The sequence below is a fragment of the Blautia faecis genome (assembly GCF_020554845.1).
Lineage (GTDB): Bacteria > Bacillota > Clostridia > Lachnospirales > Lachnospiraceae > Blautia_A > Blautia_A faecis.
Window position 1 is genome coordinate 69419 of sequence record NZ_JAJCIA010000007.1, and the last position, 23881, is coordinate 93299.

Consider the following 23881-nt stretch of genomic DNA (forward strand, 5'->3'; position numbering starts at 1 on the left):
GTAGAAAAACATATCAAATTGTGATATACTTACCGTAAATATTTGCTTGAATGTTTTATAGAAAATAATGTTGTCACATTATAGGAGAGAAAAGAGTGGAGAACAGGGAAGTTATTAATGATGTACTGGTACATCTGTTTAACGAGATTATGGAGCTGGAAGAGCAGGCAATCATTACGGAAGAATATAAGGATATCACGAATAATGATATGCATATTATTGAAGCTGTAGGCCTTGGTGGGAACAAAATGTCCGACATTGCGGCCAAACTGAATATCACCGTAGGTTCCCTGACTACTTCCATGAACAGCCTTGTAAAAAAGGGATACGCCACAAGGGAGCGAAGTGAGCAGGATCGCCGTGTGGTATTTATCCATCTCACCCTGAAAGGAAGAAAGGCATATCATCACCATGCGGAATTTCACCGCAAAATGACAGATGCAGTGCTTGATGTACTGGACGAGAAGGAAGCGCTTGTCCTTGCCAAGGCCCTGGACAGTCTGACCCTTTTCTTCAGGCAGTATAAAGCATGATATGGGTAGAACCGGATTATTTTGACTGTGACGAAACTGAATTTCTCTTTTTCCTGAATTCCATGTTTTGATCTGGATAATGATTATGACGCATATAGTTTGACTATAAATCCAAGAGACAAATATCTGACTGCTGTAGCAGTATAGTTTCTATTACGGTTACTGTTCACTCCGTTCACAGTAACACGCTTCGCGATGCACAGAAATCATGCTTTGCATGATTTCGCGCCGCAACTCTCGGGTTTTCTGTGAACTTTGTTCACAAAAAACACCTCGCGGAATGTTACCAGTGAACAGTAACCTATTACGAACTGATGGGATCAGGTAAAGATCCGGAAAGGACATTCTATGAAGAGAAGAGCATTATCATGGTTTATGGCCGCTGCACTTGGTGTTGGAACAATGGCTGGAGGTATTGGAAGCGCAAATATTGTATTGGCAGAAGAACAGAAGGAAGAAACGGAAGCGGCAGATGAGACATCAGAAGAGCCGGCTGATGAGACGGATTCAGACAGTTCTGTAATGAAAATTGGGGCACTGAAGGGTCCTACTGCAATGGGAATGGCACAGCTTCTGGACGATGAGAATTACGAGTTTTCCCTTGCTGCATCTCCAGATGAAATTGTCCCAATGATCGTTCAGGGACAGGTAGATGTAGCAGCTGTTCCATCCAATTTAGCCTCCGTTTTATATCAGAAAACAGATAAAAACGTCAGCGTTCTGGCAGTAAATACTCTTGGTGTTCTTTATCTGGTGGAGAATGGTGATTCCATCCAGTCTGTAGATGATTTAAAGGGAAAAACGATCTATGCCAGTGGTAAAGGTGCGACTCCGGAGTATGCGTTAAACTCTGTTCTGAAGTCTAATGGACTGGATCCGGAGAAGGATGTGACCATTGAGTACAAGTCTGAGCATGCAGAGGTTGTAGCAGCGCTTGCAGAAGACCAGACAGCAGTTGGACTTCTTCCACAGCCTTTTGTAACCACTGCACTTATGAAGAATGAGAACCTTCGTGTGGCCCTTGACCTGAATGAGCTTTGGGAGTCTTCTGCAACAGATGGAAGCAGGCTGGTAACAGGTGTTGTAATTGCCAGAAATGATTATCTGAAAGAGCATGAAGCAGATATTGATGCGTTTATGGATGCATATAAGGACTCTGTAGAATTTGTAAATTCTGATACAGAAGCAGCTGCCCAGATCATTGGAAACCATGATATTATTCCGGCAGAAGTTGCAGCAAAAGCCATTCCGGAATGCAGTATTGTATTCATGGAGGGCGACGAAATGCAGACCATTCTTTCCGGCTATCTGAACACACTAAATGAGCAGAATCCGGAAACAATCGGAGGTCAGTTACCAGATGAGGACTTCTATTATAAACGCTGATAAGGCAAAAAAATATCGGATATTTTATAAAATTGTGGCAGCTGCTGTATGGATTATGGTATGGCAGCTGACCAGTATGTGGCTGAAACAGGAGATCCTTCTGGCATCTCCTGTTTCTGTTATAAAGAGACTTACCGAATTGATTGTAATGGGAGATTTCTGGAAATCTGTGGTGTTCAGTTTCGTAAGGATTATACTGGGATTTTCTCTGGCTTTGATCCTGGGAACGGTTCTGGCGGCGCTTTCTTCTGCTTTTTTTGCTGTGGAAGTGCTGATGGAGCCATTGATCATGGTGATAAAAGCTACGCCAGTTGCTTCTTTTATCATTCTGTGCCTGATTTGGATCCCATCCAGAAACTTATCCGTTTTTATTTCGTTTCTCATGGTTTTTCCAGTGGTATATACAAATATTCTGGAAGGAATCAGGCAGACGGACAAACAGCTTCTGGAGATGGCAGATTCCTTTGGAGCGGGAGTGGGAAAAAAATTACAATTTATCTATCTTTCCCAGGTTATGCCATATGCAGTTACTGCCTGTAAACTGGGACTTGGTCTCTGTTGGAAAGCGGGAATTGCGGCTGAAGTAATCGGCATTCCTGCTGGTTCCATCGGTGAAAAATTATACAAAGCCAAGGTGTATCTGGAGACACCAGACCTGTTTGCATGGACAATTGTCATTATTGCAGTGAGTGTGGGATTTGAGAAGATTTTTATGTTTGCGTTGAGAAGAAGTGTGGGAGAATAACCGTAAAAGGAAGCATTTTCGAGAAAATATCCGGGCGAAAATGCTTCCTTTTTATAGGGAGCTTTAAAACCTGCATATCCTGCAGAAAGCCTTTGCTTTAGTCTACTCCGTTTTTTGCGCAGATATCAGCGAGACAGCATCTGTCGCAATAAGGCCTGGTTCTGGCAGTACAGACTTCCCGTCCGTGGTTTACCAGGCGGTGACAGAAGTCATTTCCCTCTTCCGGCGGAATGATTTTCCACAGTGCCATTTCAACTTTCTTAGGATCCTTGATTCCATCCACAAGGCCAATCCGGTTGGTGAGACGAATGCAGTGTGTATCAGTGACAATAGCTGGTTTACCGAATACATCGCCCATGATCAGATTGGCACTTTTGCGTCCTACACCAGGGAGGGCGAGAAGAGCGTCAAAGTCACATGGAACATTGTCATGGTATTTTTCATGCAGGATTTTCATGCATGCGCTGATGTCTCTGGCTTTACTTTTTCCCAGTCCGCAAGGCTTTACAATCGCTTCAATTTCTTCAGGGGTAGCTGCTGCAAGTGCGGCTACGTCCGGATATCTGGCATACAGATCCTGCACTACAACATTGACTCTGGCATCTGTACACTGTGCTGCCAGCCGTACGCTAACCAACAGTTTCCAGGCTTCATCGTAATCAAGAGTGCAATCTGCCAGGGGGTATTCTTTCTTTAATCGATCTATCACTTCAAGAGCGAGTTCTTCCTTTGTCATTTTGTAAAATCCTTTCATGAATGATGTATTCATTGTAATTGGAAATCCTCGATTTTGCAAGTTTATGCTGCGCTATTTTGTATGAACTTAAGAAAAAGTTACTGGTCACGGAGTGACCAGTAATGGGAAAAAAATCACTGTTGACTCTGCAGACAGTAACAAAAAAAGTAGTACTTCAGAGTGAAAATGTGAATATTGTTATAAAAAAATCCCGCGACAGCTATATATACTGCCACGGGATGGACTTTTTTAGTTTAAATGCCAGATATCTTTATTATACTGCTCAATGGTTCTGTCAGAAGAGAAGAATCCGGCTTCTCCCATATTTACGAGCATTTTCTTTGCCCAGCTGTTGCGGTCTTCATAATCCGCAAATACCTGATCTTTAACTTTAATATAATCTTTGAGATCCAGCAAAGTCATAAACCAGTCTTTATTCAAAAGCTCGTTATAGAAGTTTCTCAGATGTTCCTCTTTACCAAGCTTCAGCATCGGCTCGCTGACAATAAAATCTACATACTTTTTAATATCAGCATCTCCCTCATAAATTGCTCTGGAATTGTAATCCATCTTCTCATAATGCTTGATAATTTCATCACTGGACTCACCAAAGATATAAATATTATCCTTGCCAACCAGATCGCTGATCTCAACATTTGCTCCGTCCATAGTACCAAGAGTAATAGCACCATTCAGCATAAACTTCATGTTTCCGGTACCGCTTGCCTCCTTGGAAGCCAGGGAAATCTGCTCGGAAATATCGCAGGCAGGGATCAGTTTTTCAGCAGCACTTACATTGTAGTTTTCCACCATAACAAGCTTCATATAAGGTGCTACGTCCGGATCATTCTGAATCAGGGTTTCCAGAGTCAGAAGCAGATGAATGATATCTTTTGCAATGTAATAAGCAGGAGCTGCTTTTGCACCAAAGATGAAAGTAATCGGTCTTTCCGGTTTCTTTCCGTCTTTGATTTCCAGATACTTATAAATAATATAAAGAGCATTTAACTGCTGACGTTTATACTCATGAAGTCTCTTGATCTGGATATCAAAAACACTGTTTTCATCAATCTCGATGCCAGTATTTTCCAGAACAAAATCCTTGCAGATCTTCTTTGCATTTGTCTTGATCTCAAGCAGCTGATCCAGAACCTTCTGGTCATCTTTGTAAGCCAGAAGCTTTTTCAGTTCATCGGCATCTTTCTTATAACCCTCTCCAATAAGTGAAGAAATAAACTTGGTCAGTGGCTGGTTGCAATACATTAACCAGCGGCGGAAAGTAATACCATTGGTCTTATTATTGAATTTTTCAGGATAAATTTCATAAAACTGATGCAGCTCGGAGTTCTTCAGAATCTCTGTATGAAGGGCTGCAACACCATTGATTGAGAAGCCATAATGAATGTCCATATGTGCCATATGAACCAGATTATTGCTGTCAATAATAGCAAGATTTTCAGCCGGATATTTGGCTTTTACTTTTTCATCCAGCTTGCGGATGATCGGAACCAGCTGTGGAACAATGTCTTCCAGATAATGGATTGGCCATTTTTCAAGTGCCTCAGCCAGAATTGTATGATTGGTATATGCACATACATGGGAAACGATTTCAGCAGCTTCATCAAAGTCAATTCCACGCTCACCAAGAAGGCGGATGAACTCAGGAATGATCATACTTGGGTGAGTGTCGTTGATCTGAACGACAGCATAATCAGCCAGATCATGAAGGTTGCTTCCCTTGGAAACTGCCTCATCCAGAATCAGCTGAGCGGCATTGCTGACCATGAAATACTGCTGGTAAACACGAAGCTTACGTCCATCTTCATCACTGTCATCCGGATACAGGAACAGTGTCAGATTGTGGAGAATATCCTTTTTGTTAAAGGTAATTCCATCATGAACCATGGACTCATCTGCCAGATCAATGTCAAAAAGGTTAAGGTGGATTGCTTTGTTTTCATAGCCTGCAACGTCAATACTATACATTGTAGATTTCAGGGAAAAACCTCTGAAAGGAACCATATAAGTTACGTCTGTAGCAGTCAGCCAGGAATCAGGAGTGATCCATGGATTCGGTACTTCATGCTGAAGATTGTCTTCAAAAACCTGTTTGAAAAGTCCGAGATGGTAATTCAGACCAATACCTTCTCCAGGAAGTCCAAGTGTTGCAATAGAATCCAGAAAACATGCAGCCAGACGTCCAAGACCACCATTTCCAAGAGATGGTTCTGGCTCAACGGACTCAATTTCTGCAAGAGATTTGCCATTTTTTTTCAGAAATTCTGCAACCTCATCGTAGATTCCAAGATTGATCAGATTGTTGGAAAGAAGTTTACCAATGAGAAATTCGGCAGAAATATAGTAAATTTTTTTCTTACCATCGTGATAGCCTTTTGCAGCTAACTGCTCTTTTGTATAGGTGAGAAGTGCTTCGTATACTTCCTGGTCGGTACATGCTGCGCAGTCTTTGTGGAACATGTTCTGGATCATAGTTTCTAAAGCTTTCATAATTATTTTCTCCTTTCGAGAGCGTGTGAATGATGCTCGTCTGAAATCCACCGGTATGCCTGATGCCGTGGACATCACCTTTGTTCGATGGTGTTATATTAGCATATGCATCTCTTAGAAAAATACAACAAAACTGTTCTGTTATGACATTTTTTTGCGGAATTTGTGAGGGGACAGCTGATTGGCTTCCTGAAATTTTTTTATAAAATAACTGGTATTGTTAAAACCTACATCTAGAGCAATGTCCGTCACAGATGCATCTGTATGCAAAAGCAGGGACTTTGCCTTTTCAAGTCTGTAGTCATTCAGGTAGGCTGCTGCTGTTTTTCCGGTATACTGTTTGAACAGCTTCATAAAATAGAATTCACTGTAATTGGAAAGACCGGACAGTTCCTTTACAGACAGAGGCTCACGGTAATGGGCACTGATATAGTCCAGGACCTTTTTTACAGATAAAAGATTCCTGTTCTGTTCGGCATCTGTAGTAATGATGTAATTTCCTGCCAGCATTTCATAAAAAAGCCCATAGAAAAGTCCTTTCAGCTTCATATAATAGAAGGGCGGTTTTTCCTTGTGGCATTTATGGATCTCGCGGAAAAGATGGAAAATATTATTATAATTTTCATTGGCAGGAGTGATCAGATGGGTGAATTCTGCCCGGTTCTCCATAAGCAGGGAGATTACTTTTTCCTGACAGAGATCCCCTGCAGGACCCGCCAGAAAGCTAAGGTCAAACACCACGCTTCTGTAATATAAAATATGTCTGGAATCTGACTTGATTCCATGCAGAACACCGCTGTTGACAATGAGAAGATCTCCCTCTTTCAGACGCAGTGTTTCCCGGTTAAGCCTTGCAAGCCCGTTTCCCTTGTCAATACAGATGATCTCCATTTCTTTATGCCAGTGGTTGTATAAGGAGCGGAAAATCTCACAATTATCTGTATAAGTTTCTACTGGCAGCTCAAAAGAACCATGGGTTTCAAGCTCCTTCATGGTTTCGTCTACGTTTGGTGAAATATCAGGTATTTTATCTGCCATGGCATCCTCCCTGAAAATGAGTATTATCCACAAGCTTCACGAAGCATGCAGAATTGTGTTATCTATGAACTTTGTTCACAAAAACGCCTCGCGGAACGTTACCAGTGAACCGTAACGAAATGTAAACAATAGCGAAATTTGTTTGCTTATAATTAATATGATATGAGTGTCAAAAGGTCTTTTGACACTCATTTGATACCCGGATTGCTACGCAGCTACGCTGCTCCCGCAATCCTCCAAATATTCGAAATCCGCTGATTTACTGCGTAAATCGCTACTTTCTCATATTTGGCGTGTCCCAAGTTCAAAAGCCTTATCGTGCAAGCACGAACAGCTTTTGACCTTTTGGCACTGGTATCATTAATATATGTTATCATTGTCTTGTATTATACGTTATGCGTCAAACCTTCGCAAGTCTGTAGAAATTTTCGAAAATCTGACGCTTTTATTGGAAAAGAAAACCAGGTGGTTTATAATAAGGATTAAAAGAGCTGCTGTTCAGTATCTGCACATTGACAAAAGCGGTTACTTAATATTCGCTCTGGATGTGCAAAAGATACAGCGGAAAGGAAGGCATTTTGAAGATAGATTTTAAACATGCAAGAGGCGTTTTCGAGGATTATTTAAATGGATATGACAGAGAAGATGAAAAGATAAAATTAAAAATCATTCACACATATGGGGTGGTAAAAAGTGCTCGTGAAATTGGTCACAGAATGCATTTGAATGAGGAAGACCAACAGCTTGCGGAGCTTATTGCCCTGCTTCACGATATTGGAAGATTCCAACAGCTTCGTCTTTATAACAGCTTTTCACCGGACACTATGGATCACGCTGCATTCGGTGTACAACTGTTATTTGAGGGAGAAAATCCGATGATCAGCAGATTCATAGAAGACCGAAGCTATGATGAGCTCATTCGCGTGGCAATTGCCAGACACAGTGATTTCAGGCTGGAAGGAATTCAGGACGAAAGAACTCTTTTCCACGCAAAAATGATCCGCGATGCAGACAAGCTGGACAATTGCAGAGTGAAGCTGGTGGATTCTGTGGAGGCTATGATCGGTGTCCCTCAGGAGCATGCCGGAGAGGGCAAAATATCTCCAAAGGTATGGGAATCCTGCCTGAGAAAAGAGGCAGTTTCATCTCCTGACCGGATTACGTCCGTAGATTACTGGGTGTCCTATGCAGCGCAGTATTATGACCTGAATTTTAAGGAAACATGGCAGATCATGAAAGAAAAGAATTATATTTCCAGGATTATAAAGCGGTTGGAATATAAGGATAAAGACACCAGAGAAAAGATGGAAATACTGGAGCAGCAGATGAACGCTTACATGGAGAAAATCCTATGCTGAGCTCTCAGATTTCTTACCAGATCATCCGCAGCAGCCGCAAAACCATGAGCCTGGAAATTAAGGCTGATGGCAGTGTTGTTGTACGCGCGCCTCTCCGTCTTTCCGAAGCAAAAATTCAGAAATTTGTGGAAGAAAAACAAGAATGGATCCTGAAAAATCTGGAAAAAATCCAGAAAAGAGATGCACAGAAGGAGAACGTACAAAAGCTGTCTGCCCTGGAAAGACAGCATCTGCAGAATAAAGCCTGCGTGGTAATTCCAAGGCGAGTGGCATATTATGCAGAAAAGTTAGGGGTAAGCTATGGGAAAATTACCCTGCGTCAACAGAAAACAAGATGGGGAAGCTGTGCCGCAAATGGAAAACTGAATTTTAACTGGCTGTTAATTCTGGCACCTCCTGAGGTGCTGGATTATGTGGTGGTCCATGAGCTTTGCCACCGTAGGGAAATGAATCATTCCCAGGCATTCTGGAAAGAAGTTGAGAAGATCCTTCCAGATTACCGGGAAAGACAAAAGTGGCTAAAAGACAACGGCTGGAGATTAATGGAGGAGGGTTTTTAATGAGAAAAAAAGGAAAAAAATGGTTCGGTTTGCTTATTGCAATCGTATTTTTATGTGCATTCTGTGTACCGGTAGCGGCTGCGTCCAAGCTTCCCAGATTACAGGTAAAAGGCACACAGCTTGTAAACAGCAGTGGGAAAAAAGTACAGCTTAGAGGTATCAGCACCCATGGTCTGTCCTGGTATCCAGAGTATGTAAATCAAAGTGCATTTACTTTTATGAAGAAAAACTGGAAGGTAAATGCAGTGCGTCTTGCCATGTATACTGCTGAATATAACGGCTATTGTACCGGGGATGCATCCAATCGGCGTAAGCTGGAAGCGTGTATTGATAACGGTGTAAAATATGCCACAAATGCAGGTATGTATGTGATTATTGACTGGCATATTTTAAGTGATGGAAACCCTCAGCAAAATCAGAAAGAAGCTTTGAAGTTTTTCAAAAAAATGGCAAAAAAATACAAAAATAATACCAATGTGATCTACGAAATCTGTAATGAGCCAAATGGAGGAACATCCTGGAGTACAATAAAAAAATACGCTGAAAAGATTATAAAAGGTATCCGCACCTATGACAAAAAAGCTGTGATTCTGGTAGGAACGCCCAACTGGTCACAGGATGTAGATCAGGCTGCGCTTTCCCCGGTTAGTAAGAAATACAGGAAAAACGTAATGTACACCCTGCACTTTTACGCAGCAACACATAAGGAATGGCTGAGAGATAAAGCACAGGCTGCCCTTGATAAAGGACTGCCGTTATTTGTATCCGAGTTTAGTATCTGTGATGCTTCTGGAAATGGTGGACTTGATAAAGCTGAAGCAAAAAAGTGGCTGACTTTCCTGGATAAAAACAATATCAGCTATATGGCATGGAGCCTGTCAAATAAGGCAGAAAGCTCTGCATTTATAAAATCCGGCTGCAGTAATACAGGAAAATGGTCCTCAAAGAATCTGACAGCAGCAGGAAAATGGATTACAAACTGGTATAAAAAGAAATAAAAAGAACACATTGGAAAGTGTTTTTTTCTATAGTTTTGAGAATTTTGAGCAGTTGCAAATCAAAATATAAATGACGGAAATGGAGTTAATTAAGTGGAAATAATCGCAGATCTTCACATTCATTCCAGATATTCCATGGCAACAAGCAAGCTTGGAACCCCGGAATATCTGGATCTGTGGGCAAGAAAAAAAGGAATTTCTTTAGTGGGAACCGGTGATTTTACCCATCCTGCCTGGCGGGAGGAACTGAAAGAAAAGCTGGTTCCGGCAGAAAGTGGACTGTATCGGTTAAGAGATGAATATGTGCTGGAAGAGGCGAAAATGCTTCCTGGGGGAGCTCCCCGTTTCGTAATTACAGGGGAGATCAGTTCTATCTATAAGAAGAATGGAAAGTGCCGCAAGGTGCATAATGTACTTCTTTTATCCGGCTTTGAAGAAGCAGATAAAATAGCTGGGAGACTGGAAAAGATTGGAAATATTCACTCAGATGGAAGGCCAATACTGGGACTTGATTGTCACGATCTTCTGGAAATTTTACTGGAAAACTGTGCCGATGGAATGTTGGTTCCAGCACATATCTGGACTCCCCACTTCGGACTTTTTGGTGCCGCCTCAGGGTTTGATACCATGGAAGAATGTTTTGAAGATCTTACTTCATATGTTCATGCTGTGGAGACGGGATTATCTTCAGATCCACCTATGAACTGGCGTTTATCTGCACTTGATGGACTTCAGCTGATCTCAAACTCAGATGCACATTCTCCATCAAAGCTTGGAAGAGAGGCTAACTTACTGGACATTGAATTGTCCTATCAGGGACTTTATGGTGCTGTACAATATGGAAAAGGTCTTCTTGGAACACTGGAATTTTTCCCGGAAGAGGGCAAATATCACTATGACGGACACAGAAAATGTCACATCTGTCTGAGCCCGGAAGAAGCAGAAAAGTATCATGGAATATGTCCTGTATGCGGGAAAAAACTGACTATGGGAGTGAATCACAGAATTATGGATCTGGCTGATAGAGAAAATGGGTTTGTGAGAAAAAATGCCAGACCTTTTGAGAGCATTGTACCTCTTCCTGAGGTGATTTCTGCCTGTGTTGGAAAGGCTGTAACCACCAAAACAGTCACTGGTGAATATGAAAAGATGCTTCAGAAACTGGGAAATGAATTTGATATTTTAAGGGAAATTCCCATTGCGGATATTGAGAAAGAAAGTAGTCACATGATTGCTTCAGGCATTCGGAAACTTAGAAACAGAGAAGTAATCTGTAAACCTGGATTTGACGGCGAGTATGGGAAAATCTGTCTGTTTTGAGGAAAAGGCTGTTTTTTGAAAAAATATAGATGAATGTGGTATAAGGAACGGTGAAATGATAGAAAATAAGAGAATTAAAATTGGAATTATTTCAGATACACATGGTCTTTTACGGACAGAAGTTCTGGACATATTACAGTCCTGTGACTGCATTTTTCATGCTGGAGATGTGGACAGACCGGAGCTTCTGGATACTATAAGATCATTGGGCGCTTTATATGTAGTGCGAGGAAACAATGATGGATACTGGGCACAGAATCTGCGAAGAAGCTTGAACTTTACAGTGGGAAATGTGAAATTCTTTATGGTTCATGACAGGAAAGATGTTGCCTGGGAGTTAGGGGATACCCAGGTGGTGATTTTTGGACACAGTCATCAGTATTTTGCAAAAGAAATTGACGGAAGGCTGTGGCTGAACCCTGGAAGCTGCGGCAGAAGCCGCTTTGGTGGAGACGTGACCATGGCAGTTATGACCGTGGAAAACGGCAGCTGGCAGGTGGAAAAAATCGTGCTCTGAACAGTCGCAATGTGGAAAAAAGGAATATCCAGAACACAGTTTTACAATTATGTTGTAGAAAAATTGGGAAAAACAGGGGAGAGAATTGTCGAAAGATGACATTGCAATTTTAACAAGATAATGTATAATAGGGCAGAAGAAAAAGCCATGAAAGAAATGAGGATTTGCAGTGGAGAAAAAAGAAATCGATGTGAAATTCATTGTAGGAATTGTCATTCTTCTGGTGATCTTTGGCGTAGTAGGCGGCTCGTTCTGGAATCTGGTTGCCAGACAGGCACAGAAAGACAAACAGGAGGAAGCCCGTCTGGAAAATGAAGCCATAAGAGCTATTTATGTGGAAGCCGGAGATATACTGAAGGAAATGGTATTCGTAGATATGGATAAAAAAACTGTTTTCAAGGCAGCGATTCCCAAGGAAGGAATTTATAACAAAAATGATAAATTAATTGCCGGGGATACCTTGGAAAATGGAGATATGGTGAAAATCTACGGTGACAGAAATATGACAAGATCCATCCCTGCACAGTATCCAGGGATTACAAAGATGAAGCGAAATGGCAGGGCTTCTCTTGAGGAGCTTCAGCCTTATCTGGAAATTGCAAATGAACTTCTTTGTGGAGACAGCGAGGAGGAAGACAAAAAGTGAAGTATCTGAGGCAATTTTGTATTATTTTGCTGGTTTCAGCGTTGGGTGAGGGATTACATATCCTTTTGCCTCTTCCGGTACCGGCCAGTGTATATGGTCTTGTGCTGATGCTTGGAGCACTTGCAAGCGGAATTCTGAAACTTGAGCAGGTAGAGGAAGCAGCAGATTTTCTGGTTGAAATTATGCCGGTTATGTTCGTTCCTGCAGGTGTGGGACTTTTGGAAGCGTGGGGTGATCTGCAGCCAATCTGGCTTCCTGTTGTGCTCATAACAATTCTGACAACCGTCATTGTAATGGTAGTTACTGGACGCAGTACTCAGTTTGTGATCAGAAAGGACAGGGGGAAAGATAAGAAATGATAAATTTTATAGAAAATTCCCTGTTTTTCGGGGCGGCATTAAGTCTGGCTGGATATGAGGTCGGTCTTTTGCTGAAGAAAAAGTTTAAAATGGCGCTGTTTAATCCTCTTTTGATTGCAATTCTATGTGTAATGGGAATGCTTCAGCTTATGCAGGTGGATTATAAGACCTACAATGCAGGCGGTCAGTATATCAGTTATCTGCTTACTCCTGCTACAGTATGTCTTGCGGTACCGCTTTACAGACAGCTTACTCTGCTTCGTAAGAATCTGAAAGCTGTCGTTATAGGAATTGTTTCCGGTGTACTTGCAAGTATGGTTAGTGTCTTGATTTTTGCAAAGCTGTTTGGACTTTCCCATTCGGAGTATGTTACTCTGCTTCCGAAATCCATTACTACAGCCATTGGAATGGGTGTATCGGAAGAACTTGGCGGACTTGTTACGATCACGGTTGCAGTTATTATTATCACTGGTGTGCTGGGAAATGTGATTGCGGAGGCAGTCCTTAAAGTGGCAAAAATTGAGGAGCCTATCGCGAAAGGTCTGGCACTTGGAACTTCAGCCCATGCCATAGGTACATCTAAGGCAATGGAACTTGGTCCTGTAGAAGGTGCTATGAGCAGCCTGGCAATTGCCGTTGCCGGACTTCTTACTGTTATTGCCGCTTCTGTGTTCGCTGGATTTATGTAAAAACATGTTTGTGGATTAACTACTATGAAAGTATAGCGAATAAATAAGCCTGTAGACATGTTCATTTAGATTTTGTAAAAAGGAAAACGTCTGATTCTGTTTAAAACAGGTTCAGACGTTTTTTTATTACTCAAAAAGCGAACAGATATTCGAAAATGATGGATTCATACCGTTTTATAGGACTGATATTGTGGTAGACTAGTCTCATGAAGAAAATATGTTCGGAAAATACGTTCGGTATTTGATGGCGGATGATATTGGAGTTTGGGAAACGGAGGAGATATTATGTGGAAATCAGGCAGAAATATTAACAGCAGAAGAGCTGCCCTTGCAGAGGGATATATGGAGGATACACAGGAGAGCCGCGGCAGGAAATTTTCCGGGAGCACAGCCATGATACTGGGACTTTTTATTACATTGGAGCTCATGATCGGGGGAGCTATGATCTTTAATTATGATTTTCATGGTGCAGATCTTATTGCTCTGCTCTTTGCTTTTATGGTATTATATTCTGGAGTCGTAGCAGTATTGACAGATAAATAGGAGTAAGGATATGCCAAAATCTTTCCAGCAGAAACTGAAAATTTTATATCTTATGCGAGTCTTTTCTGAGAAAACAGATGAGGCACATCCCATGAGTGTGAAAGATCTGATTTCCTATCTGGAGAGTCTGGGAATTCATGCAGAGCGGAAGACGATATATGACGATATAGAGACTTTGCGTGTGTTCGGAATGGATATTATGAATCGAAGAGAGAGACCGTCAGGTTTTTATCTTGCAAGCCGTGAGTTTGAGACTGCAGAGCTGAAGCTTCTTGTAGATGCTGTTCAGTTTTCCAGATTTCTTACTGTTGGGAAATCGCGGCAGTTGATCCAGAAACTGGAGCACCTTACCAGTATTTATCAGGCCAAAGACCTACAGCGGCAGGCAATCGTACTGGATCAGGTGAAGAATACAAACGAGAGCATTTATTATAATGTAGATGAGATACACAGAGCAATTTCACAGAACAGACAGATCAGCTTCCAGTATACAGAATGGACAGTGTCCAAGGAGAAACATTTGAAGAAAGGTGGAGCTCGCTATCAGATCAGTCCATGGCAGATGATATGGCAGGATGGTAATTATTATCTGATAGGAGTCGATGAGAAGAGTGGCATTGTGAAGCATTACCGCGTAGACAAAATGTTGAAGATCTTTACAGAGAATGAAGCAAGAAATGGTGCCGAACTCTTCCGGAAATTTGACAGTGCCAGATTTGCTGCCGGTACTTTTGGAATGTTTGGAGGCCGTGAAGAGAAAGTTAATCTGGAATTTGAGAACCATCTTGTGGGTGTAATGATTGATCGATTTGGGCAGGATATTATGATCATGTCCAAGGACAATGAGCACTCCGTCACCAGGGTACAGGTGAATGTAAGTACACAGTTTTATGGCTGGCTTGCTGCCCTTGGAAATAGCGTGAGAGTGATTTCACCGGAGAATGTGCGAAAAGAATACCGGGATTTTTTAAGAAAAGCCCTGGAGAATTATGAAGGATAAAAGCATGACGGTTAAATCCAGACTTTTGGAGTTATTAGAACAGCATAAAGGTGAAACTTTATCTGGCGAGGATATTGGCAGGGAGCTTTCCTGTACACGAGCCGCAGTTTGGAAAGCTGTGAACAGTCTGCGCCAGGAAGGATACCCCATTGAGGCCGGACCGAATAAGGGATATATGCTTGCAAGAGAGAGTAATCTGATTTCAGCAGAGGGAATCAGACTTTTTCTGGAGGATCCACAGGTTGAGATAAAAATATTTGATGCAATCAGCTCTACCAATCTGGAGGCCAGGCAGCTGGCTGTGAGCGGAATGGCTGGACACGGCTCTTTTGTTGTTGCCATGGAGCAGACAGCAGGAAGAGGACGAAGAGGCAGGGAGTTTTATTCTCCTAAAGGCAATGGGATTTATCTCAGTGTTATTCTGGAACCGAAGGGGACACTGGAGGGCAGTCTTCTGATCACTACTGCAGCAGCTACTGCAGTGTATAAGGCTGTGAAAGAAGTATGCGGTGTAAAACTTGGAATTAAATGGGTAAATGACCTGTACAAGGATAACCGTAAGGTTTGTGGTATTCTTACAGAGGCGGTCACAGATTTTGAAAGTGGAAATATAGAATTTGCAATTGTAGGAATTGGGCTGAACTTGTACGTTGAGCAGGAACAATTCCCCAAAGAGCTTCAGGAAATTGCCGGAGGAATCTACGAAGATGAACAATCCTCCAGAACTGCGGACAGGAACCGCCTTGCAGCGCAGATTGTGAACTATCTTCTGGAAGAAACCCGGGAATTGAAATTGTCAGAAGAATACGTGGAACATAATATTGTTCCGGGAAATGAAATTACAATTACAGATAATAAAAGCAGCAGAAGTGCCAGAGCATTAGCGATTTGTCCAGATGGGAAATTGCTGGTTCAGGAGACTGATGGCACTCAGAGTAAGCTGGCTTTTGGAGAAATCTCAATAAAAATACCGCCGATAAAATAAATTTATCAGCGGTAAAGTTATTAGAAATATTATGTGGCAGATACCTGACTTTTATTGGAATAGTTACTCTATTTTGCAGAATTATTGTCTGGCTCAGCAGTAATGAATGGTTGAACTGAAGTAGTATCCGAAATTTTGATATCGGTATTCTTTATTACATTATCCGCATTCTGATCTGGCTGTGTTGTTGAAGACACTGTTGAGGCAGGTGCTGATTTTGTATTCATTTGTGGAGCGCTGTTATCAACAGGCTGTTGATAAGGACGATATGGCTGCCAATAATGTTCTGACACATCTTTTTTACAATCAGCTTTTTCGTCAGGAGAGATGCTTTTGATTTTTCCTGTAAGAAGCTGATAACCGGCAACGATGATCAGAATTCCAATGATAACAGAAGGAATCTGGTACATGATATCCTGTATAATAATGGCCAGAGAATTTGGTAAAATCCAGAAGAGCAGATCACGGAAACCATTCCAGAAAACAGCAACTCCGAAAACAATCAGGAGAATTGCCGCAATTTTAATATGTTTTTGCGAGAGCCTGATATTATTCTGAAATATACGGTCAAGATGCAGAATATAGTTATCCTCTATCGCGTAAAATTCTTCTTCCGGCAGTTCTTTCAAGTTATGAACATGGAAGAAACTGTAGAACCATAATACAGGAAGAAAGATAACCAGAGAGGAGATATTAAGCCCTCCGGCAATTGCGATAATAGCCCAGAATAGAGTCATAATGCTGATTCCCTGCTTAAAGAATCCCATATACATTTCTCCCGCACCAGGAATCAGGGAAGAGATAAAAAGCAGGAATCCCTTTTTTTGTTTTTGCATGTTAGTTACCTCCGTTTGTTATTGTATTTGAAATAGAATTAATGTAGTTGACAACTTTCTGGGGAGCATCAGAGATTCCATCTGTAATTCCATTTGAAAAATTACGTAATGAAGTTCTAATTTCCCGGCGCGTTTCAGATGATTTGGCTGTGGACTGCGGAAGCTGAGGCGAGACGAAGTCCATTTGCCCAAGGCTGAACAACATAACCAGTGCAAGTACGACTCCGACTACAGTGCGGAGCCCCTCATAGAAAAACCGCATTTTATAGGTAGCATCCGCTGCTGTTTTCTGTATCTGAATATCAGGAGCTGTAACACGTTCCATAATTGTTTCTTTCAGATAGGCGGGAGCTGAGGATGCATGATCTGTATATTCGTCCGCAAGCTGGTTAAGACAGTAGTCGCAGTGCTTCATATGTTCCAGAAATGCAATGATTTCATCAGTGTTCATCTCTTCATTTTGAAAATTATTCAGGTCATTACTATTGATATGCATTTAATCGCTCCTTTCTGCCAACATTTTTTTCAACATGTTTTTTGCACGATATAGCTGTGTCTGAATGGTCTTAGGGTTTTTGCCTTCTTTTTGCGATATTTCTGTTACGGACATCTGTTTACAGAAATGAGCAATGGCAATTTCCTTGTAAGGACTTTTCAGGCCGCTGCATATCCGAAATACCTGCTGTTCCGAATCAGACTGCAGATACTGTTCCTCTGGGGAAGAATGATTCTCCAGATCAGGAAGCTGTGAGAAATAAATATCTTCCGTTGGAATTGAACGGCGTCCGGCAGCTTTTAGGAAATCAAGGCATTTGCGTACTGCAATTTTGCTAAGCCAGGCTTTTTCATAAAGCCCATCGAAGTGGGCGAGACTTTTGTAGGCAGACAGGAATACCTCCTGAGTGAGGTCTTCTGCATCGAAAGGATTACCTACTGATTTCAGACATATGGAATATATCAGATTCTGGTATTGGTCAATCAGATATTCCAGATATTCTTCCTGTGAAATGTTATCAGCCTCCTTCCTGTCCGTTCTCTAATTATAACGCGACTGCCTGATAAAGTTCTTCAAAAATAAATAAAAATTTTGTAATTATTCAGCTGGTACTATTTTGCAAGGTGTTTTTACTATGAAAGTCCCGGATGGAAACCATGAATGAGCCATGCTTACATGAGAGAATTCATAGATGTCGGATGGGTTAGAGCGTGTTTGAAAAGGCTTTATGCAAGGTGTGCGTCACACTTTGTGGGAGATTGCGGCATATTTTGAACACGTCCTGAAATGACTAAATACAAAGAAAAAATAAAAATTGCGGGAAGAGCATAAATAGACTATAATCAGTTTCGTGAATAAAAGATAGAAATAAATCCTGCTGTTTATATGAAAGAAGGAGCATTTATGTACGAGACAAAAAAGTTATATTATGAAGATGTATATAAAAAAGAATTTACCGCTAAGGTGTTGGAGTGTCGTGAGAGCAAGAAAGGCTATGAAATAATTTTAAACCAGACAGCTTTTTATCCTGAAGGAGGCGGACAGCCCAGTGATACCGGTATATTAGGCGGAATAAATGTTAAGGAAGTTCATGAGAAGGATGGAGAGTTAATTCATTATACAGATGGGCCTTTGGAAGTCGGTATGGATGTAATAGGAAAAATTAACTGGGGCAGAAGATTTGATCTTATGCAGCAGCATTCCGGAGAGCATATTGTAAGTGGGCTGGTACATGAAGCATTTGGATATGACAATGTGGGATTCCACATGGGAAGCGATGTGATCACCATCGATTTCAGCGGAATGCTGGATGAAGAACAAATGGCCGAAATCGAAGCGAAAGCGAATCAGATTATCTGGGAAAATCAGGAAGTTGAGATTTTTTATCCTACAGAGCAGGAACTTAAAAATCTGGATTACAGAAGTAAGAAAGAGCTTTCCGGATGGGTTCGTATTGTGCGCTTCCCAGGAGCAGATACCTGCGCGTGCTGTGGAACTCATGTGACGCGTACTGGAGAAATTGGAATGTTGAAGTTGCTTTCTGTGGTGAAATTCCGTGAGGGGGTTCGTATGGAAATGCTGTCAGGTAAGCGAGTGCTTGATTATCTGAACATGGTAAATGAACAGAATCGTCAGATTTCCGTGAAGTTGTCTGCGAAAATGGACAAAACAGCGTCAGCGGTAGCAAGGCTTCAGGATGAAAATTTTGCTCTGAAGGGAAGAGTACATGCGTTAGAAGAAGAATTTATCGTTGGCGAAGCTGCTAAATGGAAAGAAAAAGAGAATGTGGTTTTATTCCAGGAAGGAATGGAAGCAGGAAGCGTTCAGAAGCTTACAGATGCAATTTTACAGGTTTGTAAGGGGCGTTGTGCAGTATTCTCCAGGAATGCAGATGGAAGCTATAAGTATGCTATGGGAGAAAAAGACGGAGACTTACGTCAGTTTACAAAAGAGATGAATGCAGTATTGAATGGCAGGGGAGGCGGTAAGCCTTTCTTTGTACAGGGGTCTGTGCAGGCTTCCGAGAAAGAAATTCGAGCCTTTTTCGAAAATAAATAGCAGTTGTTCAGTTCCTTCGCAAAAGCACCTTGCGGAATAGCACCCGCTGAATAGTTGCAATAAAGAATAAAAGAGGATTGAAAAAATCCGTATTAGAGCGTGTTTGAAAAAGCATTCCCACAATCTGTACGCCCCACTTTGCGGTATATTTTGCTCGAATTCGGTTGTCGTAGCTCGCTACGACGCCCTCCTCCGGACAAAATCTCCCACAAATTGTGACGAACATCTTGCAGAAGTCCTTTTTTCAAACACGCTCTGCGGAAGAAAGGAAAAGCTGAATTATTTTTCAAGATAATCAGTGTTATATGAAGAAATGTTTGGAGAGTGTCATGCGCACCTGATCATGGATGGACTGAATTATAAAGATGCAATTTCTATTCATAAGGATCATGTAAACGATGAAGTGATACGGAAACATTTGAAAGCTTATGAAGAGCTGGGGATTGTATTTGTAAGAGATGGTGGAGATGCATTAGGAGTATCGGAAAGAGCCAGGAAACTGGCACCAGAATATGGAATTGATTATCGTACTCCTGTTTTTGCCATCCATAAAAATGGACACTATGGCTCTATCGTGGGAAAAGGTTTTGACACTATGAAAGAATACCATGTCCTTTTGAAAGAAGCGAAAAACAAAGGGGCAGATTTTATTAAAATTATGACCACAGGACTTCTGGATTTTAATAACCATGGACAGATTACTGGAACGCCTTTAGACAGGAAGGAAGTCTGCGAGATGGTACATATTGCCCATGAAGAAGGGTTGGCGGTGATGAGCCATACCAATGGAATTTATGGCGTACAGGCAGCTGTGGAAGCTGGTGTGGATTCAGTAGAACATGGAAATTATATTGATCCGGAAACAATCATAGAATTAGCTGACAGTGATAGTGTATGGGTTCCTACTCTTGTGACAATTCGAAATCTTCGTGGATGTGGAAGATATAAGGAATCAGTGCTTGATCCTATTATAGAACTGGCCGCAAAGAACCTTCGTCTGGCATACAAGTACCGAGCAAAGGTGGCTCTTGGAAGTGATGCAGGAGCTTATATGGTCTTACATGGGAAGGGCTTAATGGATGAATACCAGGCATTTATGGACATTCTGGGAGAATCCGGGGATGTGAGAGCCTGGCTGGCAGATGGAGAGAAAAGGATTCAGGACACCTTCAGGCGTCCTGAATCTTGATAGATGTATAAATGTTGGAATTTTTGGATTTTGTAGGATCAAAGGTAATGCAGATACCTGCGCCGGATTCCATATTACTGGTGGAGGTATCCTTTGCCCCTTCTGTAAAGCAGGTTATGGTTGCGCCATCGCCAGTTTGAAGTGTGACGGTATTTGCTGTATGGCCTATAATTGTACCGCTGACTGAGCTGGTAATTTCACGGCTTCCAAGAGAATCCGGATCATCACCGGTGACTGCTGTAACAGTAACACCATCCAGTGAATTTCCCTGAAATTGTCCAGTGCAAGTTATGGTTACATAGGAGCCTGGTGCTGTTCCACCTTTAAAGTAAGAAGGAATCTGAGACAAGTCTACATTTATTGTGCTGTCAGAGCCAGAGGGAAGAACTGTGAGTGTATTCAGGGAAATATTCTGAATTTCTGCATGAATCTGCTGTTCTTTTGCTGAGGCATCGGCAGAAACCTGTGCAGGATCTGGTGTTGGTGTTGGATCTGGAAGTGTAAGCGGATCAATATCTGAAATGCTTAGTACTTTCAGATGACTGGCATTAAGAGAAGAACTTTGGGTATTCTGACTGGAAGCAAACTTGCCTTTAAAATGAATGTATACCCATACACCGGTGCGGATGCCATTCTGATAATATTGTTCAGTTCCAGTGATTGGATAGGTGGCTGTTTTGCCTTTTTTATTTTTTATGGTAATGGTATTTGGAGTCAGACTCTGTACTTCCCCATAGGCCTTTCGTACTTCCAGCTGATTCTTTTTGTGAAAGTCGTCTACTACTTTCAATGCTTTTACAGTGCTGGTATCCTTGTTAGAGAGCTGCCCCTCATAAATGACACTGATTTCATCTCCAGTGATCATGCCATCTTCGCATTCCAAAGTTGCTTCAGAAAGATCAAAAACGTAAGTTTGTTCCTGGCTTTCCATAGTCAGGGTGGCACCGGTGAAATCCTTAAGGGTTCCTTTGATTTCATCCATATAAACACGCTGTTTGGGTGTTTCTGAAGTGTTCTGTAAGGTGGTTTCACTCTGATCAGAAATAGAAGTATAGCTGGTGATCATATCACCGGCAGTACATCCTGACAGAGAGAACAGTACCAAAGAGCCAAGTAATAGTTTTGTGAAATTTTTCATTGTTGCTTTGTATCCTCCGAATCCGGAAATGGTACAGGAAGAAAATCGAAAACCTCTCGGCAGGCATTCCATTCCTCCGAGTTATCCGGCATACGATAGCCAAGTCCTGTACATTCTGTAGTAGCATTTGTATTCATGTAATTATTATAAAAAACATTGTAAGGATTCTGTAGTGGCGGCTGTTTTTGGCAAGATGATTTGTTTGTGGATTTTATACTCATAGAAACACTCCTTTTTGTCAAATATTTTTCCTATATAAGGGAAGATATTCTTAGAATATGCGAAAAAGAGGAGAGTATGCACAAACATTTGTCAGTGAACAGTAACGATTAATTTATTTATGTGAATATTATAACAAATACATATTGAAATTTCTATATTTTGTGCTATAATCATTTTAAATAAATAATAGCGAAGTAGGAATTTATGCGTCAAGTGTTCATTGGCTGGGGAGTCGCCGTGAAACGAAAAGCAGCAGGACTGTTTACGATATATTTTCCGCACCCGTTGCTACATGTGAGAACATCTCATAATGTGGAGGGATTATTATTTATGGTAACTACTCTGTTATTTTAATCATTATGGAGGTGTTTTTTTTATGCGTAAAAACAAACAGACATGGAGTGTTAAGACTCTTGTATTCCTTGCACTGCTGGTAGCAATCCAGCTTGTGCTGTCACGCGTTCTGGTAATTGATCTTGGTGTATATCGAATTACATTGGGAACTGTCGCCACTGTATTGGCAGGTCTTTGGATGGGACCTGTAGCTGGTGGTGTAGAAGGTGCTGTTGCCGATATCATTGGATGTTTTATGAAAGGCTATGGAGTTAATCCACTGATTACTTTATCAGCAGTTGCCTGGGGTGTGATCCCCGGACTGGCTGGAAAACTAATGGCTGAAAAGAACAGAAAAGTAAAGACTGTTGTTATGTGTGTCGCAATTGCAGTCTCTGGCGTAGTGGGAACACTTGGACTGACCACTGCAGGATTGGTAATGATCGGAGCAAACTTCTATGCAATTATGCCAGGACGTCTTGTACAGTTTGCAATCATGACTCCAATCTACTGCGTACTTACCAGTCTTCTTTATTTCAGCCCGCTTACAGGCATGGTTGTAGGAAACATAAGACCTGCTAAGCTGGAGAAGAAGACCGTATAAATGGCAGCAGTCCAGGAGCTGAATTATATACAAAACCCCAAATTAAATAATATGGCATAAGATGGATTATGAAGCAATGTACTTACTGGAAAGTTGATTGTTTGAGAAATCAACTTGTTGAATAAGTCAAAAAATACGATTCCCAAATAAAAGGCTGTGATCAGGATAAACACTGATCGCAGCCTTTTTTAAACATGCTCTGAAAAGTTTTCAGTTTGTATGTGTCTGAACCCGGAACCAATAGGTGTAGAGATAATGAAGTCCAAGTGATTCATAAAGATTACGTGCTGGAGTGTTTCCCTCTACTACCTGAAGATAGGCCTTAGTTGCGCCTTTCTTTTTTCCTTCTTTTAGAAGTGCAGTACAAATCTGACGAGCATAACCCTTGTGTCTGAAATCTTCGCGAACATGGATAGCGTACAATCCAATATAATTTCGATCCAGAATGCCAAGCCCGGTTGCAATAATTTTTCCGTTACTCCAGATGGAGGCGCATACGGTGTCTTTTACGATGGCATGATACATGGATGGAACTACAGCACGGTGAACAGGATTAATGGTGCCTTTCAGATCAAAAAGACTTTCAATCCAAATATCTGGAATATCGTCAGTAAGAGTTACCTGATCGCAAGGCGCAGAAAGATCTGCTCCATCCAGTGAGGCTGCCATAACATTTGTTGTATGCTGGATTTCGTAGTTGCGGTTTTCCAGAAGATAATCAAAATCCGGAGAAACCAGAGGACTGATCTTAAAAATTGCAGGGCTGCCCAGTCGGGCATACTCTGCTTCGCAGAAAGAAACCTTTTCCCTCCAGGAAAGGGTAGAAGTTCCGAACTGCTCCACACTGTTTGTTCTATGTGTATAAAAATAGGAAAAACGGAGAATCCATCCATCATAAAGCTCCATTTTATGGGAGGGCCATGCATTTAGTGACATATCTTCAATTTCTTTAATGATTTTATCCATAAAAAAACCTTCTTTTATAAGTTTAGGGTCATTATACATAATTGTATCCAGCAATGCAACTGAAAATAGTCTGTTATAAGACAGATTGCTTTTTACACATCTTGCAGAAAGCCTTTTT

The 23881-nt window shown here is 41.4% G+C and carries 26 protein-coding genes, 1 pseudogene and 1 riboswitch; of the genes and pseudogenes, 18 read left to right on the plus strand and 9 right to left on the minus strand.

The window, feature by feature from the left end; all coding sequences use genetic code 11:
* Positions 1-95 precede the first annotated feature (95 nt).
* From LIZ66_RS05425 to LIZ66_RS05435, 3 genes are all read left to right on the plus strand, one after another.
* A complete protein-coding gene (locus LIZ66_RS05425; RefSeq protein ID WP_330382748.1) occupies positions 96-533 on the plus strand; it encodes a MarR family winged helix-turn-helix transcriptional regulator in 438 nt (145 codons plus the stop codon).
* Positions 534-881: 348 nt separating this feature from the next.
* Positions 882-1919: an ABC transporter substrate-binding protein gene (locus LIZ66_RS05430; RefSeq protein WP_148462176.1), complete on the plus strand. Its 1038-nt coding sequence runs from the start codon at positions 882-884 to the stop codon at positions 1917-1919.
* Positions 1894-2664: an ABC transporter permease gene (locus LIZ66_RS05435; RefSeq protein WP_148462177.1), complete on the plus strand. Its 771-nt coding sequence runs from the start codon at positions 1894-1896 to the stop codon at positions 2662-2664. Before LIZ66_RS05430 ends, LIZ66_RS05435 begins: the two co-directional genes overlap by 26 nt.
* Before the next feature lie 97 nt (positions 2665-2761).
* Here the strand turns inward: LIZ66_RS05435 and LIZ66_RS05440 are convergent, their stop codons facing one another.
* The 3 genes from LIZ66_RS05440 to LIZ66_RS05450 form a co-directional block, all read right to left on the minus strand.
* On the minus strand, positions 2762-3400 hold the full coding sequence (locus LIZ66_RS05440) for an endonuclease III domain-containing protein (RefSeq protein ID WP_187566123.1): 639 nt from the start codon (positions 3398-3400) through the stop codon (positions 2762-2764).
* A 249-nt stretch (positions 3401-3649) separates the two neighbouring features.
* On the minus strand, positions 3650-5908 hold the full coding sequence (locus LIZ66_RS05445; protein ID WP_227200602.1) for a glycogen/starch/alpha-glucan phosphorylase: 2259 nt from the start codon (positions 5906-5908) through the stop codon (positions 3650-3652).
* A gap of 141 nt (positions 5909-6049) precedes the next feature.
* A complete protein-coding gene (locus tag LIZ66_RS05450; RefSeq protein WP_227200604.1) occupies positions 6050-6946 on the minus strand; it encodes an AraC family transcriptional regulator in 897 nt (298 codons plus the stop codon).
* Positions 6947-7524: 578 nt separating this feature from the next.
* On the opposite strand from LIZ66_RS05450, the gene LIZ66_RS05455 reads away from it, so the two are divergent.
* The 11 genes and pseudogenes from LIZ66_RS05455 to LIZ66_RS05505 all read left to right on the plus strand — a co-directional run bounded on the left by LIZ66_RS05455 (position 7525) and on the right by LIZ66_RS05505 (position 15921).
* Positions 7525-8304 (plus strand): HD domain-containing protein, encoded by a 780-nt coding sequence (locus LIZ66_RS05455; protein ID WP_306797063.1) that lies wholly within the window; start codon positions 7525-7527, stop codon positions 8302-8304.
* Positions 8298-8864: a M48 family metallopeptidase gene (locus LIZ66_RS05460; RefSeq protein ID WP_226836608.1), complete on the plus strand. Its 567-nt coding sequence runs from the start codon at positions 8298-8300 to the stop codon at positions 8862-8864. Before LIZ66_RS05455 ends, LIZ66_RS05460 begins: the two co-directional genes overlap by 7 nt.
* Complete coding sequence (locus LIZ66_RS05465; protein ID WP_118578801.1) at positions 8864-9862, plus strand: glycoside hydrolase family 5 protein; 999 nt, start codon at positions 8864-8866, stop codon at positions 9860-9862. Before LIZ66_RS05460 ends, LIZ66_RS05465 begins: the two co-directional genes overlap by 1 nt.
* 135 nt (positions 9863-9997) lie before the next feature.
* A pseudogene (locus LIZ66_RS05470) lies at positions 9998-11179 on the plus strand (endonuclease Q family protein); the annotation flags it as partial.
* Positions 11180-11237: 58 nt separating this feature from the next.
* A complete protein-coding gene (locus tag LIZ66_RS05475) occupies positions 11238-11699 on the plus strand; it encodes a metallophosphoesterase family protein (protein WP_118578803.1) in 462 nt (153 codons plus the stop codon).
* Positions 11700-11868: 169 nt separating this feature from the next.
* Positions 11869-12345, plus strand: a complete 477-nt coding sequence (locus LIZ66_RS05480) for a hypothetical protein (RefSeq protein WP_118578805.1) — start codon at positions 11869-11871, stop codon at positions 12343-12345.
* Positions 12342-12704 (plus strand): CidA/LrgA family protein, encoded by a 363-nt coding sequence (locus LIZ66_RS05485; protein WP_118578807.1) that lies wholly within the window; start codon positions 12342-12344, stop codon positions 12702-12704. The genes LIZ66_RS05480 and LIZ66_RS05485 overlap by 4 nt, the downstream gene beginning before the upstream one ends.
* Positions 12701-13393: an LrgB family protein gene (locus tag LIZ66_RS05490; RefSeq protein WP_148462180.1), complete on the plus strand. Its 693-nt coding sequence runs from the start codon at positions 12701-12703 to the stop codon at positions 13391-13393. Before LIZ66_RS05485 ends, LIZ66_RS05490 begins: the two co-directional genes overlap by 4 nt.
* Before the next feature lie 285 nt (positions 13394-13678).
* On the plus strand, positions 13679-13936 hold the full coding sequence (locus LIZ66_RS05495) for a hypothetical protein (RefSeq protein WP_148462181.1): 258 nt from the start codon (positions 13679-13681) through the stop codon (positions 13934-13936).
* Positions 13937-13946: 10 nt separating this feature from the next.
* Positions 13947-14936, plus strand: coding sequence for a helix-turn-helix transcriptional regulator (locus LIZ66_RS05500; RefSeq protein WP_148462182.1), 990 nt, complete (start codon positions 13947-13949; stop codon positions 14934-14936).
* Complete coding sequence (locus LIZ66_RS05505) at positions 14926-15921, plus strand: biotin--[acetyl-CoA-carboxylase] ligase (RefSeq protein ID WP_306797064.1); 996 nt, start codon at positions 14926-14928, stop codon at positions 15919-15921. Before LIZ66_RS05500 ends, LIZ66_RS05505 begins: the two co-directional genes overlap by 11 nt.
* A gap of 68 nt (positions 15922-15989) precedes the next feature.
* Here the strand turns inward: LIZ66_RS05505 and LIZ66_RS05510 are convergent, their stop codons facing one another.
* The 3 genes from LIZ66_RS05510 to LIZ66_RS19065 are packed head-to-tail and all read right to left on the minus strand — an operon-like array spanning position 15990 to position 17766.
* Positions 15990-16757: a hypothetical protein gene (locus tag LIZ66_RS05510; RefSeq protein WP_148462183.1), complete on the minus strand. Its 768-nt coding sequence runs from the start codon at positions 16755-16757 to the stop codon at positions 15990-15992.
* A gap of 1 nt (position 16758) precedes the next feature.
* Positions 16759-17253 (minus strand): hypothetical protein, encoded by a 495-nt coding sequence (locus tag LIZ66_RS05515; RefSeq protein ID WP_187566129.1) that lies wholly within the window; start codon positions 17251-17253, stop codon positions 16759-16761.
* Entirely contained in the window at positions 17254-17766 is a 513-nt protein-coding gene (locus tag LIZ66_RS19065; RefSeq protein WP_118578819.1) for an RNA polymerase sigma factor, read from the minus strand.
* A 390-nt stretch (positions 17767-18156) separates the two neighbouring features.
* On the opposite strand from LIZ66_RS19065, the gene LIZ66_RS05525 reads away from it, so the two are divergent.
* From LIZ66_RS05525 to LIZ66_RS05530, 3 genes are all read left to right on the plus strand, one after another.
* Complete coding sequence (locus tag LIZ66_RS05525) at positions 18157-19311, plus strand: alanyl-tRNA editing protein (RefSeq protein WP_227200606.1); 1155 nt, start codon at positions 18157-18159, stop codon at positions 19309-19311.
* A gap of 103 nt (positions 19312-19414) precedes the next feature.
* A complete protein-coding gene (locus LIZ66_RS19075) occupies positions 19415-19606 on the plus strand; it encodes a DUF6783 domain-containing protein (protein WP_408611500.1) in 192 nt (63 codons plus the stop codon).
* A 3-nt stretch (positions 19607-19609) separates the two neighbouring features.
* Positions 19610-20500, plus strand: coding sequence for an amidohydrolase family protein (locus LIZ66_RS05530; RefSeq protein ID WP_308768384.1), 891 nt, complete (start codon positions 19610-19612; stop codon positions 20498-20500).
* Here the strand turns inward: LIZ66_RS05530 and LIZ66_RS05535 are convergent.
* Complete coding sequence (locus LIZ66_RS05535) at positions 20481-21638, minus strand: hypothetical protein (RefSeq protein WP_173718423.1); 1158 nt, start codon at positions 21636-21638, stop codon at positions 20481-20483. The genes LIZ66_RS05530 and LIZ66_RS05535 overlap by 20 nt on opposite strands.
* A complete protein-coding gene (locus tag LIZ66_RS05540) occupies positions 21635-21859 on the minus strand; it encodes a hypothetical protein (RefSeq protein WP_148462188.1) in 225 nt (74 codons plus the stop codon). Before LIZ66_RS05540 ends, LIZ66_RS05535 begins: the two co-directional genes overlap by 4 nt.
* A 189-nt stretch (positions 21860-22048) precedes the next feature.
* Positions 22049-22150, plus strand: a riboswitch (THF riboswitch).
* A gap of 86 nt (positions 22151-22236) precedes the next feature.
* Between LIZ66_RS05540 and LIZ66_RS05545 the strand changes: the two genes are divergently transcribed.
* Positions 22237-22797 carry a folate family ECF transporter S component gene (locus LIZ66_RS05545; RefSeq protein WP_173718422.1) on the plus strand — a complete coding sequence of 187 codons (561 nt, stop codon included), beginning with the start codon at positions 22237-22239 and terminating at the stop codon, positions 22795-22797.
* A gap of 210 nt (positions 22798-23007) precedes the next feature.
* Here LIZ66_RS05545 and LIZ66_RS05550 read toward each other — a convergent pair whose 3' ends face one another.
* Positions 23008-23763, minus strand: a complete 756-nt coding sequence (locus LIZ66_RS05550) for a GNAT family N-acetyltransferase (protein ID WP_173718421.1) — start codon at positions 23761-23763, stop codon at positions 23008-23010.
* Between the last annotated feature and the right edge of the window lie 118 nt (positions 23764-23881).

Coding starts and splice junctions, on each gene's coding strand:
- LIZ66_RS05430 (WP_148462176.1), top strand. CDS start 882: ATGAAGAGAAGAGCATTATCATGGTTTATGGCCGCTGCACTTGGTGTT.
- LIZ66_RS05435 (WP_148462177.1), top strand. CDS start 1,894: ATGAGGACTTCTATTATAAACGCTGATAAGGCAAAAAAATATCGGATA.
- LIZ66_RS05440 (WP_187566123.1), bottom strand. CDS start 3,400: ATGACAAAGGAAGAACTCGCTCTTGAAGTGATAGATCGATTAAAGAAA.
- LIZ66_RS05445 (WP_227200602.1), bottom strand. CDS start 5,908: ATGAAAGCTTTAGAAACTATGATCCAGAACATGTTCCACAAAGACTGC.
- LIZ66_RS05450 (WP_227200604.1), bottom strand. CDS start 6,946: ATGGCAGATAAAATACCTGATATTTCACCAAACGTAGACGAAACCATG.
- LIZ66_RS05460 (WP_226836608.1), top strand. CDS start 8,298: ATGCTGAGCTCTCAGATTTCTTACCAGATCATCCGCAGCAGCCGCAAA.
- LIZ66_RS05465 (WP_118578801.1), top strand. CDS start 8,864: ATGAGAAAAAAAGGAAAAAAATGGTTCGGTTTGCTTATTGCAATCGTA.
- LIZ66_RS05475 (WP_118578803.1), top strand. CDS start 11,238: ATGATAGAAAATAAGAGAATTAAAATTGGAATTATTTCAGATACACAT.
- LIZ66_RS05490 (WP_148462180.1), top strand. CDS start 12,701: ATGATAAATTTTATAGAAAATTCCCTGTTTTTCGGGGCGGCATTAAGT.
- LIZ66_RS05495 (WP_148462181.1), top strand. CDS start 13,679: ATGTGGAAATCAGGCAGAAATATTAACAGCAGAAGAGCTGCCCTTGCA.
- LIZ66_RS05500 (WP_148462182.1), top strand. CDS start 13,947: ATGCCAAAATCTTTCCAGCAGAAACTGAAAATTTTATATCTTATGCGA.
- LIZ66_RS05505 (WP_306797064.1), top strand. CDS start 14,926: ATGAAGGATAAAAGCATGACGGTTAAATCCAGACTTTTGGAGTTATTA.
- LIZ66_RS05510 (WP_148462183.1), bottom strand. CDS start 16,757: ATGCAAAAACAAAAAAAGGGATTCCTGCTTTTTATCTCTTCCCTGATT.
- LIZ66_RS05515 (WP_187566129.1), bottom strand. CDS start 17,253: ATGCATATCAATAGTAATGACCTGAATAATTTTCAAAATGAAGAGATG.
- LIZ66_RS05525 (WP_227200606.1), top strand. CDS start 18,157: ATGTACGAGACAAAAAAGTTATATTATGAAGATGTATATAAAAAAGAA.
- LIZ66_RS05535 (WP_173718423.1), bottom strand. CDS start 21,638: ATGAAAAATTTCACAAAACTATTACTTGGCTCTTTGGTACTGTTCTCT.
- LIZ66_RS05540 (WP_148462188.1), bottom strand. CDS start 21,859: ATGAGTATAAAATCCACAAACAAATCATCTTGCCAAAAACAGCCGCCA.
- LIZ66_RS05545 (WP_173718422.1), top strand. CDS start 22,237: ATGCGTAAAAACAAACAGACATGGAGTGTTAAGACTCTTGTATTCCTT.
- LIZ66_RS05550 (WP_173718421.1), bottom strand. CDS start 23,763: ATGGATAAAATCATTAAAGAAATTGAAGATATGTCACTAAATGCATGG.